A 14,628-nucleotide genomic window follows, 5' to 3' on the forward strand; every position below is an offset into this window, starting at 1 on the left:
TTCCCCGTCCGCCCCGCCGGCTCGATCCGGAACACCGGTCTCCGGGCGGATTGGAGCAGACCATTCCCGCATGTCACCCTGTTTCGGGCGCTCCCGGCGGACGGGCTCGCGACGCCCCGGTTGTCCGCAACCAAACCCCGGGTCGGGCTCGTCTCCACGAGCGTGCCCTGACCATGATCGATAGACCGAGGACGCCGCTGTGGGCCTCACCAGCCTCAAACTGATAATCCTGCTGTGCCTCGTCACCGTCGCGGCGGCGTCGGCGGCCGTGTTCTTCTGGCCCAAGCTGTCCCGCCAGCACGTGGTGCCCATCCTGGGCCGGGTCGGCATCCTGCTGAGCACACAGGTCCTGCTCCTGGCCACGGTCGCGGTGATCGGCAACCGCTATTTCGTCTTCTACACGACCTGGGACGACCTGTTCGGGCGCACCGGCAAGCCCGTGCTGAACTTCGGCGAGACCGGTCCCGGAGACATGCCCAAGCTGGTCAAGGAGAAGGGCACCGAGACGATAGACGTCCCGCAGGGGAGCAACCCCCAGGTCGCGGGCCAGATCATGCAGGTCGACCTGGTCGGACGACGCAGCGGGATGGGCACACCCGCGCTCGTCTACCTGCCGCCGCAGTACTTCCAGGCCCAGTACAAGGACCGGCGCTTCCCCGTCGTGGTCACCCTCACCGGCTACCCCGGCAACGAGCGCAACCTGGTCACCCGGCTGGAACTGCCCAAGATCGCCGCCAACGAGATCGCCGCCGGCCGGGTCCAGCCCACCATCTTCGTGATGATGAAGCCGAGCGTCGGCCTCGACCGCGACACCGAGTGCACCGACGTGCCCGGCGGCCCGCAGGTCGGCATGTTCTTCAGCCAGGACCTGCCCGAGGCGATCAACCAGGCATACCGGGTCGCCCCGGGACCGCGCGGCTGGGCCATGCTCGGCGACTCCACCGGCGGCTACTGCGCGGCCAAGCTGCCGATGCTCAACTCGGACCGGATCGGCGCGGGCGTCGCGCTCTCCGCCGACTACGGCGCCCCCTCCGACGGCGACACCGGCGACCTGTACGGCGGCAGCAAGGCCTACCGCAACCAGAACGACCTGCTGTGGCGGCTGAAGAACCTGCCCATGCCGCCCGTCAGCCTGCTGCTCACCAGCAGCGAGAGCGGCGAACCCAACCTCGCCGACACCAGGGAGTTCCAGAAGCTGGCCAAGCCCCCGCTCAAGGTGGACACCCTGGTCCTGCCCACCGGCGGGCACAACTTCAAGACCTGGCAGACGGTGCTGCCCGACGCGCTGCGCTGGCTGAGCACACAGCAAAAGGTCGACCACCCCAAGGAGCCGGGGCCGGTGGCCGCCTCGCCGTGACCGGCCGCGTCGCGGCTCGCGCCCCTTGATTTCGTTCGGCGCGGGCCGAAGGATCGGCACATGCCGACTTCCCACGCCCGCGCCGAACGCGCCGCGCTCGCCGAACTGCTGCGCGTCCTCGGACCGGACGCGCCGACCCTGTGCGAGGGCTGGACCACCCGGGACCTCGCGGCCCACCTCGTGGTCCGCGAACACCGCCCGGACTCGGGACCGGGCCTGGTCTTCAAGCCGCTCGCCGGATACACCGAGCGGGTCCGCCGCCGGCAGGCGGCCAAGCCGTACGAACAGAGCGTGCGCCTGGTCGCCGACGGGCCGCCGACGCTGTCCGCGTTCGGCATCCCCGGCGTGGACGCCGCGGCCAACACGATGGAGTACTTCATCCACCTGGAGGACGTCCGGCGGGCCCAGCCCGGCGGCGCCGAACCGCGCGAACTGGACCCCGCGCTCACGGAGATCCTGTGGAAGCGGGCCAAGGGCTCCTCGCGGATCGCGCTGCGCGGGGTGACGGTGGGGGTGGCGCTGCGCCGCACCGACACCGGCGCCGACGAGCCGGCACAGCCGATCCACAAGGGCACCCCCCTGGTCACGCTGGCCGGACACCCGGCCGAACTGCTGCTGTACCTGTTCGGCCGCAAGGAGCACGCCCGGGTCGAGGTCACCGGCGACCCGGACGCGGTACGGGCGCTGCGCGCGGCCGATACCGGCCTGTGAACGCTCGCGCGGCCGGCCCGCGCGGGTCTGCGACAATGCGCGCATGACCGGTGCCTCCCACCCGCCCGCGCGGCCTTCCGACCTCGATCCGAGCATCGCCGCCCGCCTCAAGCGCGACCCCGACGGCCTGATCGCCGCCGTCGCCCAGGCGAGCGACACGGGCGAGGTGCTGATGGTCGGCTGGATGGACGACGAGGCGCTGCACCGTACGCTGACCACCGGCCGGTGCACCTACTGGAGCCGCAGCCGGCAGGAGTACTGGGTCAAGGGCGACACCTCGGGCCACGTGCAGAAGGTGGTCTCGGCCGCCCTCGACTGCGACGGCGACGCGGTGCTCGTGCGCGTCGAGCAGACCGGCGCCGCGTGCCACACCGGCGCGCGCACCTGCTTCGACGCCGACGTCCTGCCGGTCTCCTCCTGACCGTCCACCCCCGCCCGTCGCCTCGTGACCGTCCGGTCGCCGGACCGGTCCCCTCCGCCGACCCGCCGCCCGGGAGATTGCGCTCGCCATGACCACCGGAACCGTCACCCCCGACCCGGACACCTTCCGGGAACTCGCCCGCGACCGGCGCGTCATCCCGGTCACCCGGCGCTTCCTGGCCGACGGCGACACGCCCGTGGGGCTGTACCGCAAGCTCGCCGCCGAGCGACCCGGCACCTTCCTGCTCGAATCCGCGGAGAACGGCCGTTCCTGGTCCCGCTATTCGTTCGTGGGCGTGCGCAGCGCGGCGATGCTCACCGAAGTGGCCGGTCGGGCCCGATGGTTGGGCACCCCGCCGGTGGGCGTGCCGGTGGACGGCGACCCGCTGGAGGTGCTGCGGGCCACGATGGAGGCGCTGCACACCCCGCACGGCATCCCGGGTCTGGACCTGCCGCCGCTGACCGGCGGGATGGTCGGCTACCTCGGCTACGACGTCGTGCGCCGGCTGGAACGGCTGCCCGAGTCGAGCGTGGACGACCTGCGGATCCCCGAACTGATGATGTTCCTGGCCACCGACCTCGCGGTGCTCGACCACGTGGACGGCAGCGTGCTGTTGATCGCCAACGCGATCAACCACGACAACCGCGAGTCGGGCGTGGACGAGGCGTATCGGGCGGCGGTGGCCCGGCTGGACGTGATGACCGCGGACCTGGCCCGCCCGACCGGACTGGCCGCCGCGGCGTTCGAGCGTGCGGCGCCGGCCGAGGCGGTCGGCCCCTGGGGCTCGGCCGAGTACCGCAAGGCGGTGGCCGCGGCCAAGGAGGAGATCCGGGCCGGCGAGGCGTTCCAGATCGTGCTCTCCCAGCGCTTCGAGATGCCCACCGAGGCCGGCGCGCTGGACGTGTACCGGATCCTGCGGGCGACCAACCCCAGCCCGTACATGTACCTGTTCCGGATGCCCGGCCCCGACGGCGGCGCCGAGGGCGGATTCGACGTGGTCGGCTCCAGCCCCGAGGCGCTGGTCAAGGTCGAGGAGGGGCGGGCGATGGTGCACCCGATCGCGGGCACCCGCCATCGCGGCGCCACGCCCGCCGAGGACGCCGCGCTCGCCGAGGAGTTGCTGGCCGACCCGAAGGAACGCGCCGAACACCTGATGCTCGTCGACCTGGGCCGCAACGACCTGGGCCGGGTCTGTGCGCCCGGCACGGTCGAGGTGGTCGACTTCATGTCGGTCGAGCGCTACAGCCACGTGATGCACATCGTGTCCACGGTGGTGGGCGAGTTGGCGCCGGGGCGTACCGCGCTCGACGTGTTCGCCGCGTGTTTCCCGGCGGGCACGCTGTCCGGCGCGCCCAAGCCGCGGGCGATGGAGATCATCGAGAACTTCGAGCCGACCCGGCGCGGCCTGTACGGCGGCTGTGTGGGCTACGTGGACTTCGCCGGGGACCTGGACACCGCGATCGCGATCCGCACCGCGCTGATCCGCGACGGCGTCGCCTACGTCCAGGCGGGCGCGGGTGTGGTCGCCGACTCGTCGCCGGAGGCCGAGGACGTGGAATGCCGCAACAAGGCGGCGGCGGTGCTACGGGCGGTGGCGATCGCGGCCACGCTGGCCCCGGCGCACGAGAGCCCGGCGTCCTGACGGACGGGGGGCGCTCCGGTGGGGCGTGGACCCGACCCGGGTCAAGGCGCGGCGAGGCGTGGTTCATGCTGGACGCATGACCGACGCGAGGACCGAGGCCGGCGCGGCGCGCCGCGGCACCGAGACGGACGACCGATCGCCGGGCGGGGCGCCGACCGCCGAGGCGGCCGAATCCGAGGCCGGGGCGGCCGAGACGGTGGACGTCGCCCTGCGGGACCGCAAGACCGCCCGGCGCGAGTTGACCGTCGCGGTGTTGCTGGTCCTGGTCGGCGCGGGTGTCGTGCTCTCGGTGGCGGGGCGCACCTGGGCCGAGGGCACGGCGCTGGTGCACGGCTCGCACATCGCGGTGCACGCGAGCGGCAACACGATCAACAAGGCCACCTCGGCGCTCGCGCTGCTCGGCCTGGCGGGCGGCCTCGCGATCCTCGCGACGCGGACTTTCGGCCGCACGCTGATCGGCGCGCTGATCGCGCTGGCGGGGGTCGGGGTCACCGTGCTGGCCGTACAGGGCGCCCGCGACACCTCGGCGGTGGACGGCGAGGCGGCGAAGAAGGCGGCCGTCGAGGGTGTGCGGGCGGTGGACGTGAGCCACGCGGTCTGGCCGTGGTTCGCGGCCCTGGGCGGTGTGCTGATCGTGCTGGCCGGGCTGTTCGTGGTGATCCGCGGGCGGCGCTGGCCCGGAATGTCCAACCGCTACGAGGCGCCGGCGGGGCGGGGGGCCGGGGCCCGGCGGCGTACCGCGACCAACGCGGACCTGTGGAACGCGTTGGACCGGGGCGAGGACCCCACGCGCTGAGCACTGCTCCCGGCGGGTGACAATAAGAATCGCGCGGGTGCGACCCGCGCGCTTACGCGTGTGCAGTTGTGAAGCCGAAGGAGTCGATCGATGTCGTCGCAAGCCGGAAACCACGGCAGCACCCCCGCGGCCTGGACCGTGACCATACTGGCGCTGATCGGTTGCACCGTCTCGGGTGTCGCGATGATCGCGGCCAACGTGATGCTTTTCTGGGTCGGGGCCGCGGTGGTGTTGGTCGGCTGCATCGCCGGTGCGGGGATGCGGATGGGTGGGCTCGGGGCTGCGCCCGCGCGTCGCTGACGCCTCCGCCTTCGGCCCCATGCGACTCGGGCCGTGCGGCGGCCTTTGGCCTCAAACGCCGGCCTGGCTGGGTGGCCTCAAACGCCGGCCGGGCTGATTGGGCTCGTGCGTTGGTCGGGCTGTTTGGGCTCGGGTGTCGGCCGGGCTGGGTGGCCTCAAGCGCCGGCCGGGCTGATTGGGCTCGTGCGTTGGTCGGGCTGTTTGGGCTCGGGCGCTGGCCGGGCTGAGTGGGCTCAAGCGCTGGTCGGGCTGTTTGGGCTCACGCGTCGGTCGGGCTGTTTGGGTTGGGGGTGGTGGGTTTTCGGGTGGTGGTGGGTGGGGTGTTCTAGGGTTGGCGTGTCGGCCTAGGGGGGAATGTGGCGTACGGCTACCCGGGGGATCCCGGTGGTGGGGATCGGGCGCGGGAGTGGAGTGCGCCGCCTCGGCCGTTCGGACATGCCGTGCCCCCCTATGGGCCGCCCACCACGCCGCCGCCCGCGGGGCCGCCGCCGGGGGCGCCGGACAACTACCTCGCCTGGGCGGTCGTGGCGACCGTGTTCTGTTGTTTCCTGGCCGGGGTTCCGGCGTTGCTGGCGGCCACCAGCGTCAACGAGCGGTGGCAGCGCGGTGATGTGGCGGGAGCCCGGCTCGCCTCGCTGCGGGCGCGCAACTGGACGATCGGGACCGTCCTGCTCGGTGTGATCTTCTGGACCACCTGGATGGTCGGTGTCTTCCTGCTCGGCTGGAAAGACACGTTGGGTGACCTGTGACGGCACGTCCCGACGGCACAATGAGTCCGTGAGCATGCCCGCCCGCCCCTCGCCGAGTACCGGATTCCGGCTGCGCAACCTGGGGCTTCCGGCCACGAGCCTGACCGTGCTCGCGGCCGCCACCACCTATGTGGGCCTGGTGGATCCGCGCGAGAGCGGCCACTACCCGTCCTGCCCCTATCTGGTGATCACCGGCCTGGCCTGTCCCGGCTGCGGCGGGCTGCGCTGTGTGCACGCGCTCACCCACCTCGACCTGCCGGCGGCGCTGGGCTACAACGCGCTCGCGGTCGCGCTCTTCCCCCTGATCGGGTGGTTGTGGCTGCGCTGGGCGGTGCGTACCGCGCGCGGCGAGCCGCGTCGCACGTTGGCCGATCCTCGTTGGTTGCGGGCGCTGCTCGTGGTCGTACTGGTCTTCTGGATCGTTCGCGACCTGCCGTTCGGCGCGGGGCTCGCGCCCTGACGCACAGTGATCGGCGGCGGCTCCGCGAGCCGGCCCGTGCGCACGGGGCGACCGTGCGACGCCGTATGCTGCCCCCACCTCTTCGGCGGTGCGATGTGTCGGGTCTGTTCGAATCGGCCTATACCATCGAAGGGCCGGGGGAGCAGGTTCTCCGGACGAACGAGGGGATGTAGGGCGTGACTGTGCTCGACGAGATCATCGACGGTGTCAACGCCGACCTCGCCGCACGACAGGCCCGCGTATCCCTTGACGAGATCAAGGAACTCGCGGCCCAGGCGCCGGCGCCCCGCGACGCGGAGAGCATCCTGCGCGGCGACGGCATCGCCGTCATCGCCGAGGTCAAGCGCTCCAGCCCCTCCAAGGGCGCGCTCGCCGCGATCGCCGACCCGGCGGGCCTCGCCGCCGACTACGAGTCCGGCGGCGCCTCCGTGATCAGCGTGCTCACCGAGCAGCGCCGCTTCGGCGGCTCGCTCGACGACCTCGACGCGGTCCGCGCCGCGGTCGACATCCCGGTCCTGCGCAAGGACTTCATGGTGACGAGCTATCAGCTGTGGGAGGCCCGCGCGCACGGCGCCGACGTCGCCCTGCTGATCGTCGCGGCCCTGGAGCAGAACGCGCTGATCTCGTTGATCGAGCGCTCCCGCTCGATCGGTCTCACCACCATCGTGGAGGTCCACGACGAGGAGGAGACCGCCCGCGCGCTCGACGCCGGCGCCACCGTGATCGGGGTCAACGCGCGCAACCTCAAGACCCTCGAGGTGGACCGCAACAACTTCGCCCGGATCGCCCCGCTGATCCCGGACACCTGCGTGCGCATCGCCGAGTCCGGCGTGCGCGGCCCGCACGACCTGATCGCCTACGCCAACAACGGCGCCGACGCCGTCCTGGTCGGCGAGTCGCTGGTCACCGGTCGCGACCCGCGCAGCTCGGTCGCCGACCTGGTCGCCGCCGGCGCCCACCCGGCGATCCGGCACGGACGCGGCTGAGGGCGCGGGCACGATGAGCATGGACCCGCGACTGGCCCGGGGCTGCAAGCCCCGCGGCTGTCGCGCGCCCGCCCGCCGGGTGCGTGGCCGCCGCGTGCGGTACGTGATCGGCTGCGAGCCCGGCCAGGTGCCGGGCAGCCGATGGCGCCGACACGTTTCCTGACCCACCCGTCAGCAACGTGCCGTCCCACGGCATGCCACACCGACAAGGACCCCGCATGTCCAGCACTGCCCAACTGCCGGATCCCTCCGGCCACTTCGGCGTCTTCGGCGGGCGGTTCCTGCCCGAGGCGCTGATCGCCGCCCTCGACGAGCTGACCGCCGCCTACGAGAAGGCCAAGGACGACCCGGAGTTCCAGGCCGAGTTCACCGGCCTGCTGCGCGACTACGCCGGCCGCCCGAGCATCGTCACCGAGGCGCCCCGCTTCGCCGAGCACGCCGGCGGCGCGCGGATCATCCTCAAGCGCGAGGACCTCAACCACACCGGCTCGCACAAGATCAACAACGTGCTCGGCCAGGCCATCCTGACCAAGCGCATGGGCAAGACCCGGGTGATCGCCGAGACCGGAGCCGGCCAGCACGGCGTGGCCACCGCCACCGCGTGCGCGCTGCTCGGCCTCGAGTGTGTCGTCTACATGGGTGAACTCGACACCCAGCGTCAAGCACTCAACGTGGCCCGGATGCGGGTGCTCGGCGCCGAGGTGATCCCGGTGGCGATCGGCTCGCGCACCCTCAAGGACGCGATCAACGAGGCGCTGCGCGACTGGGTCGCCAACGTCGACACCACCCACTACCTCCTGGGCACCGCGGCCGGCGCGCACCCCTTCCCGGCCATGGTCCGCGACTTCGTCCGGGTGATCTCGGTCGAGGCCCGGCAGCAGGTGCTCGACCTGACCGGGAAGCTGCCCGACGCGGTCTGCGCGTGCGTGGGCGGCGGCTCCAACGCGATCGGTGCCTTCCACGCGTTCATCCCCGACGAGGGCGTGCGGCTGTACGGCTTCGAGGCGGGCGGCGACGGCGTGGAGACCGGGCGGCACGCCGCCTCGATCACCGGCGGCTCGATCGGCGTACTGCACGGCGCGCGCACCTACCTGCTCCAGGACGAGTACGGGCAGACGCAGGAATCGCACTCGATCTCGGCCGGCCTGGACTACCCGGCCGTCGGGCCCGAGCACGCCTGGCTGCACCAGACCGGCCGGGCGATCTACCGGCCGATCGACGACGCCCCCGCGATGGAGGCGTTCCGGCTGCTGTGCCGCACCGAGGGCATCATCCCGGCGATCGAATCGGCGCACGCCCTGGCCGGCGCGATCGAGGTCGGGCGCGAACTCGGCCCCGACGCGACCATCCTGGTCAACCTCTCCGGGCGCGGTGACAAGGACATGCACACCGCCGCCAAGTACTTCGATCTCCTCGACGCGGAAGCGGAGCAGTCGTGACCGGCACCGGTACCACCACCAGGCTCACCGAGGTGCTGGCCGCGGCCCGCGCGGACAACCGCGCCGCGCTGGTCGGATACCTCCCGGCGGGGTACCCCTCCGTCGAGGGCTCCGCCGCCGCGATGCGCGCGATGGTCGAGGGCGGCTGCGACATCATCGAGGTCGGCCTGCCGTACAGCGACCCGCAGATGGACGGCCCCGTCATCCAGCGCGCCGTCGAACACGCGCTGGCGCACGGCACCAACACCCACCACGTGATCGACAACGTGCGCGCGGTCGCCGAGACCGGCGCCGCGACGCTGGTGATGTCCTACTGGAACCCCATCGAGCGCTACGGCGTCGAGCGGTTCGCGAGCGAGTTGGCCGCGGCCGGCGGCAGCGGGGTGATCACCCCGGACCTGATCCCGGACGAGGCACACGAGTGGATCGCCGCCACCGACCGCCACCGGCTGGACCGGATCTTCCTGGTCGCGCTGTCCTCCTCCGACGAGCGCGTCGCCTACACCACCCGGCACTGCGGCGGCTTCGTCTACGCCGCCTCGGTGATGGGCGTCACCGGCGCCCGCGCGTCGGTGAGCACGCTCGCGGGCGACCTGGTCGCCCGCACCCGCGCCACCACCGATCTGCCGGTGTGCGTGGGCCTGGGCGTCTCCACCGCCGCCCAGGCGGCGGAGGTGGCCGGCTACGCCGACGGCGTCATCGTCGGCTCCGCGTTCGTCCGCGCCCTCCTGGACGCGCCGAACGAACGGGCCGGCCTGGACGCCGTCCGCGCCCTGGCCGGCGAACTCGCCGAGGGCGTCCGCAAGCGCTGACCGCCCCGAAGGTCTCATCCCGTGTAAAAACCGAACAAAACGAGCACCGGCTGACCGACGGCCGCCGCAGCACTCCAGCGGCGGCCGTCGGCATGCCACGCGCCATCCCGCCCCAACCCCCCCATCGGAGGAACCCGCGTTGAGCGCCAAGACCAGGACCAACCGAACGCCCGTCATCCTCGCCGTCGTCGGCGTGTTCGTGGTCGCGGTGCTGGCCGCCGTCCTGGGCGTCGTGCTCACCACGGGCAACGAGAGCAAGAGCGACGACTCGGGCCCCGCGGCACAGCCGACCGGCGCCAAGGCGGCCATCCGCGACGTCGACCTCGCGAGCCTGCCCGCCGCCGTGCGGGCCGACGGCACCATCCGCGTCGGCGGCGACGCGGCCCCGGTCACCGTCACCGTGTACGAGGACTTCCGCTGCCCGTTCTGCAAGCGCTTCGAGGCCAACTTCGGCCGGCTGCTCGCCGACTACGTCCAGGCCGGGAAGATCAAGGTCGACTACCACATCGCGTCCTTCCTGGACGGCAAACTCGGCGGCACCGGATCGGTCAAGGCCGCCAACGCCGCGCGCTGCTCGGTCGACACCGGCAAGTTCGCCGCCTACCACGCCGTGCTGTTCGAGAACCAGCCCGACGAGTCCGAGGACGGCTACACCGCCGGCCGCCTCCTCGACCTGGCCGGACAGGTCCCGGGCCTGCGCGGCGAGACCTTCGACGCGTGCGTGAACACCGACGCCAACGCCGCCTGGGTGAGCGCCGCCGAGAGCACGTTCGAACGCTCCGGCGTCTCCGCCACGCCCGCCGTCGCCGTGGACGGAAAAATTCTGGACTCCGGGAACTCGGCCATGCGTTCGCCCGACAACCTTCGTGAACTGCTCGATCAACGCCTGGGGAACCCCGGGAGTGGTAAGGCGGCGCTCGGACAGGAACCTCAGGCGCCTTCGGCCGGTTAGACAGGACATGTGCCGGTCCGGGCGCGGGGGACCAGCGGACCGGCCGTCCCTGAACCTCACCCGTCGTGACGGAGGTCAGACCGTGGGAAGCAAGACGATCGAGCCGGCGGCCGAGCGATGAGCGCGACGGCCGGCGCGACCGGGGTGGGCGCGGCAGGCCCGCTCGCGGGGTTGCGGCCATACGTGCCGTGGATCGGCCTCGCCGTACGGCTCGGCCTGGCCTTCGTCTGGGCGTACGCCGGCTGGGAGAAGGCACTCGACCCCGACCAGGCCGCCTACGCGGTCCGCGGCTACGACGTGCTGCCCGACGGCCTGGTCGACCCCGTCGGCTACGCCCTGCCCTACCTGGAACTGGGCCTGGCCCTGCTCCTGGTGCTCGGCCTGGGCACCCGGCTCGTCGCGTCCCTGTCCGCGCTGCTCCTGCTCGTGTTCATCGCGGGCATCGCCCAGGCGTGGGCGCGCGGCCTCGCGATCGACTGCGGCTGCTTCGGCGGCGGCGGTCCGGTCGAGCCGGACAAGACCGCGTATCTCGAGGAGATCCTGCGGGACTGCGGCTTCCTGCTGCTCGCGATCTGGCTGATCGTCTTCCCCCGCACTCGGCTGTCCGCCGACGCCTGGCTGTTCCCGGAGGAACCGCCCTACGACGAGGACTTCGAGGACGAGGACGACGAGGACGCCGACGAGCCGCACACGGACGCGGACGAGTACCGCGGGGACGCGAACCGGAACCCCGGAACCCGGGAACTGAAAGGCCCTGAGATCACGTGAGCTCGAAGAATTCGGCAGGCAAGCGCACCGCGCGGGAGCGGATGGCGCAGGAGCGCGCCCGCCAGCAGGCGGCCGCCAAGCGCAAGCGGGTGCTGATCATCGCCGGCGCCGTCGTGGCCGTCCTCGCGGTCGTCGCCATCATCGGCGTGGTCGTCGGCACGTCCAAGACCAACAAGAAGAAGGGGCCCTGGAAGGACGCGCTCGCCAAGCCCTACAGCGCCCCGCCCAACCTGTCCGAGGACGGCCTGGGCGTCCCGGTCGGCAGCAACCCGAACGCCCCCTCGCTGATCATGTACGAGGACTTCCGCTGCCCGATCTGCCACGAGGTGGAGAAGGCGCTCGGCCCCACCCTGCGGCAGATGGCCGACGCCGGCACGATCAAGATCGACTACCACATCGCCTCGTTCCTGGACGGCAAGCTCGGCGGCAACGGCTCCAAGTACGCGGCCAACGCGGCCGGATGCGCGCAGACCGCGGGCAAGTTCGCGCAGTACCACGACACGCTCTTCGCGAACCAGCCGGACGAGTTGAACGACAAGTTCGGCAACCGGTCCTATCTGATCGACCTCGCGGGCAAGGTCGACGGCCTGCGCTCGCCGGCCTTCGACCAGTGCGTGAACGACCTGAGCCACGCCGGATGGGTGAACAAGGTCGAGGACGCGTTCCAGAACGCCAAGATCGGTGACACCCCCGTCACCGGCACCCCGACCGCCGGCATCAACGGCAAGACCATCGACCTCATCGTCAAGGGCCGCGGCCTGGCCACCCCCGACGAGGTGCGCGCGCAGATCCTGGCGGCGATCAAGTAGTCGCCGTCCGTCGCCGCACCGGCGGGCGCGACCCCGAAATCCCCGGGGTCGCGCCCGTTCGCACGTGCCCGGCGGCACACGTATCCCCCCGCACCCGGTAGCGTCGTACCCGCCATGGACCTCGCATTCATTCCCAGCCCCTCGCGCGGACAGATCGACCTCGGTCCGATCCCGCTGCGCGGCTACGCGCTGTGCATCATCCTCGGTGTCGTCCTCGCGATCTGGCTCGGCGAGCGACGCTGGGTCGCCCGCGGCGGTCGCGCCGGCACGGTCGGCGACATCGCCGTGTGGATGGTGCCCTTCGGCCTCGTCGGAGGCCGCCTCTACCACGTCGTCACCACGCCGGAGCCGTACTTCGGCGACGGCGGCGACCCCATGCAGGCGTTCGCCGTCTGGAAGGGCGGCCTCGGCATCTGGGGGGCCATCGCGCTCGGCGCGGTGGGCGCCTGGATCGGCTGCCGGCGCCGGGGCATCCCGCTGCCCGCGCTGGCCGACGCGCTCGCCCCGGGCATCGTGCTCGCCCAGGCGGTGGGCCGCTGGGGCAACTGGTTCAACCAGGAGCTCTACGGCCGCGAGACGGACGTGCCGTGGGCGGTGAAGATCGACGGCGACCACAACGTGATCGACCCCGGCCAGAGCGGCACCTTCCACCCGACGTTCCTGTACGAGTCGTTGTGGTGCGTCGGCGTCGCGGTGCTGGTGATCTGGGCCGACCGCCGCTTCAAGCTGGGCCACGGCCGGGCGTTCGCGCTCTACGTCGCGGGCTACACGGTGGGCCGGTTCTGGATCGAATACATGCGCGTCGACGACGCCGAACACGTGCTCGGCATGCGGCTCAACAACTGGACGGCGATCCTCGTCTTCGCCGGCGCCCTCGCCTACATCTGGATCTCGGCCCGCAAGCACCCCGGCCGCGAGGCCCCGGAGACGCTGCGCGGACACGACCCGGAGGGCGGGGACGACGCGGAGGCGGCCGGGACGGACGCGGACGCGAAGGCGGTCGACGCGGATCCGGTCGACGCGGATCCGGAGCGGACCGACGCGGACGCCGAGAAGGGCGCTTCCGTCGACCTCGGCAAGCCCGACCGCTCCGCCCCCGGCGACGCCGAGGCGGACGCGGACGCGGCGGCGACCGACGCCGAGCCCGGCCCGGACGACGCCGGGGAGCACGCCGGCTCCGGCCCGCGCGAGGCCGCCGACAAGGGCTGACCGCAGCGCGCCCGCGAAGGCCGTCCGAACCCGCGCCCACCTGCGGGTTCGGACAGCCTTTCCTGGCCGGCGGCACCCGGCGGCGAAACGGTAGCGTCGTGGCCCCAGCGTGACGAGAGGGCCGAACGACCGTGAAGACCAGCCACATAGCCGCCGAGGTGCCCGACCCCGCTCCGGAGCTCGGACACCAGGACGGCGTCGACCACACCCACCGCGACATCGGCGGCGGCTGGCTGCGCCCGGCCGTGTTCGGCGCGATGGACGGACTGGTCTCCAACTTCGCGCTCATCTCCGGCATCGTCGGCAGCGACGCGACCCCCAGGACCGTCGTGGTCACCGGCCTGGCCGGCCTGGCCGGCGGCGCCTTCTCGATGGCGGCGGGGGAGTACACCTCGGTCGCCTCCCAGGCGGAACTGGCCCGCGCCGAGGTCGAGGTCGAACGCCGCGAACTGTGCCGCAGCCCCGAGGCCGAACAGCGCGAACTGGCCGAGCTGTACATCGCCCGCGGCCTGGACGAGGACCTGGCCGTCGAGGTGGCCCGGCAACTCTCCCGCGACCCCGAGCTGGCCCTGGAGATCCACGCCCGCGAGGAACTGGGCGTCGACCCGCACGACCTGCCCTCGCCGTGGCTGGCGGCGGGCTCCTCGTTCGGCTTCTTCGCGATCGGCGCGCTGCTCCCCCTGCTGCCCTACCTGCTCGGCGCGACCACCCTCGCGCCCGCGCTGATCCTGACGGCGCTCGGCCTGTTCGGCGCCGGCGCCGTGGTCTCCCGGGTCACCGCCCGGCCGTGGTGGTTCGGCGGAACCCGCCAGTTGGTGCTCGGCGCGGCCGCGGGCGGACTCACCTACCTGCTCGGCCTGCTGATCGGGCAACAGGTCTAGCGGGCGCCCGCCACGTGAACGCGGCGTGAGGTGTCCGTAACCTCCGCGTAGCCCGGCGACCCCACCCGGAAACCAACCGCCATAACGGTCCGAGACGTGCGGTTTCGTCACCCGGATGGTCGGGAATGAGCCACCCGATATGCCAAGGCGACCGGCGCGGCGCAGCGCTGGAAAGCCGGGCCGAATCACCCTGACGACCGCATGGTGAGACGGGTTTGTCCCGGGTTCCGGATAGACGTACTGATCGTGTAACCTGCACGAAATCGCAGAGGGCCAACGTCGTCCCTGTTGCGCACCACACGCCACGACGACGACGGGAGCGCCCATGCCTCCTGC

General features: G+C 72.3%; 17 protein-coding genes. All 17 read left to right on the plus strand.

Annotated features, from left to right (window positions below; genetic code table 11):
* The first annotated feature begins 199 nt into the window (after positions 1-199).
* Positions 200-1,357 carry an alpha/beta hydrolase gene (locus tag EMA17_RS35265; protein WP_246127110.1) on the plus strand — a complete coding sequence of 386 codons (1,158 nt, stop codon included), beginning with the start codon at positions 200-202 and terminating at the stop codon, positions 1,355-1,357.
* Positions 1,358-1,417: 60 nt separating this feature from the next.
* Complete coding sequence (locus EMA17_RS35270; protein WP_126641256.1) at positions 1,418-2,068, plus strand: TIGR03085 family metal-binding protein; 651 nt, start codon at positions 1,418-1,420, stop codon at positions 2,066-2,068.
* Between the two features lie 43 nt (positions 2,069-2,111).
* On the plus strand, positions 2,112-2,489 hold the full coding sequence (gene hisI, locus EMA17_RS35275) for a phosphoribosyl-AMP cyclohydrolase (RefSeq protein ID WP_078977625.1): 378 nt from the start codon (positions 2,112-2,114) through the stop codon (positions 2,487-2,489).
* 88 nt (positions 2,490-2,577) lie between these two features.
* Positions 2,578-4,131, plus strand: coding sequence for an anthranilate synthase component I (locus tag EMA17_RS35280; protein ID WP_126641257.1), 1,554 nt, complete (start codon positions 2,578-2,580; stop codon positions 4,129-4,131).
* A gap of 76 nt (positions 4,132-4,207) precedes the next feature.
* Complete coding sequence (locus tag EMA17_RS35285; protein ID WP_126641258.1) at positions 4,208-4,927, plus strand: TIGR02234 family membrane protein; 720 nt, start codon at positions 4,208-4,210, stop codon at positions 4,925-4,927.
* A gap of 90 nt (positions 4,928-5,017) precedes the next feature.
* A complete protein-coding gene (locus tag EMA17_RS35290; RefSeq protein ID WP_078977628.1) occupies positions 5,018-5,227 on the plus strand; it encodes an HGxxPAAW family protein in 210 nt (69 codons plus the stop codon).
* Between the two features lie 440 nt (positions 5,228-5,667).
* Positions 5,668-5,976, plus strand: a complete 309-nt coding sequence (locus EMA17_RS35295) for a CD225/dispanin family protein (protein ID WP_078977629.1) — start codon at positions 5,668-5,670, stop codon at positions 5,974-5,976.
* A 34-nt stretch (positions 5,977-6,010) separates the two neighbouring features.
* Positions 6,011-6,436: a DUF2752 domain-containing protein gene (locus tag EMA17_RS35300; RefSeq protein ID WP_246127122.1), complete on the plus strand. Its 426-nt coding sequence runs from the start codon at positions 6,011-6,013 to the stop codon at positions 6,434-6,436.
* Positions 6,437-6,612: 176 nt separating this feature from the next.
* Positions 6,613-7,422, plus strand: a complete 810-nt coding sequence (gene trpC / locus EMA17_RS35305) for an indole-3-glycerol phosphate synthase TrpC (RefSeq protein ID WP_126641261.1) — start codon at positions 6,613-6,615, stop codon at positions 7,420-7,422.
* 19 nt (positions 7,423-7,441) lie between these two features.
* Positions 7,442-7,585 carry a tryptophan biosynthesis modulator TrpM gene (trpM, locus tag EMA17_RS56125; RefSeq protein WP_371863096.1) on the plus strand — a complete coding sequence of 48 codons (144 nt, stop codon included), beginning with the start codon at positions 7,442-7,444 and terminating at the stop codon, positions 7,583-7,585.
* Between the two features lie 55 nt (positions 7,586-7,640).
* The gene (gene trpB, locus EMA17_RS35310) at positions 7,641-8,861 is read left to right on the plus strand and encodes a tryptophan synthase subunit beta (RefSeq protein ID WP_126641262.1); all 1,221 of its coding nucleotides are present in this window, start codon (positions 7,641-7,643) and stop codon (positions 8,859-8,861) included.
* Positions 8,858-9,673, plus strand: a complete 816-nt coding sequence (gene trpA, locus EMA17_RS35315) for a tryptophan synthase subunit alpha (RefSeq protein ID WP_126641263.1) — start codon at positions 8,858-8,860, stop codon at positions 9,671-9,673. The genes trpB and trpA overlap by 4 nt, the downstream gene beginning before the upstream one ends.
* Before the next feature lie 139 nt (positions 9,674-9,812).
* Positions 9,813-10,625 (plus strand): DsbA family protein, encoded by an 813-nt coding sequence (locus EMA17_RS35320; protein ID WP_160161681.1) that lies wholly within the window; start codon positions 9,813-9,815, stop codon positions 10,623-10,625.
* Between the two features lie 117 nt (positions 10,626-10,742).
* A complete protein-coding gene (locus EMA17_RS35325) occupies positions 10,743-11,393 on the plus strand; it encodes a MauE/DoxX family redox-associated membrane protein (protein ID WP_126641265.1) in 651 nt (216 codons plus the stop codon).
* A complete protein-coding gene (locus tag EMA17_RS35330; RefSeq protein WP_126641266.1) occupies positions 11,390-12,202 on the plus strand; it encodes a DsbA family protein in 813 nt (270 codons plus the stop codon). The genes EMA17_RS35325 and EMA17_RS35330 overlap by 4 nt, the downstream gene beginning before the upstream one ends.
* A gap of 114 nt (positions 12,203-12,316) precedes the next feature.
* Complete coding sequence (gene lgt / locus EMA17_RS35335) at positions 12,317-13,411, plus strand: prolipoprotein diacylglyceryl transferase (protein WP_126641267.1); 1,095 nt, start codon at positions 12,317-12,319, stop codon at positions 13,409-13,411.
* A gap of 158 nt (positions 13,412-13,569) precedes the next feature.
* Positions 13,570-14,292, plus strand: coding sequence for a VIT1/CCC1 transporter family protein (locus tag EMA17_RS35340; RefSeq protein WP_246127123.1), 723 nt, complete (start codon positions 13,570-13,572; stop codon positions 14,290-14,292).
* The last annotated feature ends 336 nt before the right edge of the window (positions 14,293-14,628 follow it).

Source organism: Embleya hyalina (assembly GCF_003967355.1).
Classification (GTDB): Bacteria; Actinomycetota; Actinomycetes; order Streptomycetales; family Streptomycetaceae; genus Embleya; species Embleya hyalina.

Excerpts from the sequence above, each read along its gene's own strand:
- EMA17_RS35270 (WP_126641256.1), top strand. The coding sequence starts at position 1,418 with ATGCCGACTTCCCACGCCCGCGCCGAACGCGCCGCGCTCGCCGAACTG.
- hisI (WP_078977625.1), top strand. The coding sequence starts at position 2,112 with ATGACCGGTGCCTCCCACCCGCCCGCGCGGCCTTCCGACCTCGATCCG.
- EMA17_RS35280 (WP_126641257.1), top strand. The coding sequence starts at position 2,578 with ATGACCACCGGAACCGTCACCCCCGACCCGGACACCTTCCGGGAACTC.
- EMA17_RS35285 (WP_126641258.1), top strand. The coding sequence starts at position 4,208 with ATGACCGACGCGAGGACCGAGGCCGGCGCGGCGCGCCGCGGCACCGAG.
- EMA17_RS35290 (WP_078977628.1), top strand. The coding sequence starts at position 5,018 with ATGTCGTCGCAAGCCGGAAACCACGGCAGCACCCCCGCGGCCTGGACC.
- EMA17_RS35300 (WP_246127122.1), top strand. The coding sequence starts at position 6,011 with ATGCCCGCCCGCCCCTCGCCGAGTACCGGATTCCGGCTGCGCAACCTG.
- trpM (WP_371863096.1), top strand. The coding sequence starts at position 7,442 with ATGGACCCGCGACTGGCCCGGGGCTGCAAGCCCCGCGGCTGTCGCGCG.
- trpB (WP_126641262.1), top strand. The coding sequence starts at position 7,641 with ATGTCCAGCACTGCCCAACTGCCGGATCCCTCCGGCCACTTCGGCGTC.
- EMA17_RS35325 (WP_126641265.1), top strand. The coding sequence starts at position 10,743 with ATGAGCGCGACGGCCGGCGCGACCGGGGTGGGCGCGGCAGGCCCGCTC.
- lgt (WP_126641267.1), top strand. The coding sequence starts at position 12,317 with ATGGACCTCGCATTCATTCCCAGCCCCTCGCGCGGACAGATCGACCTC.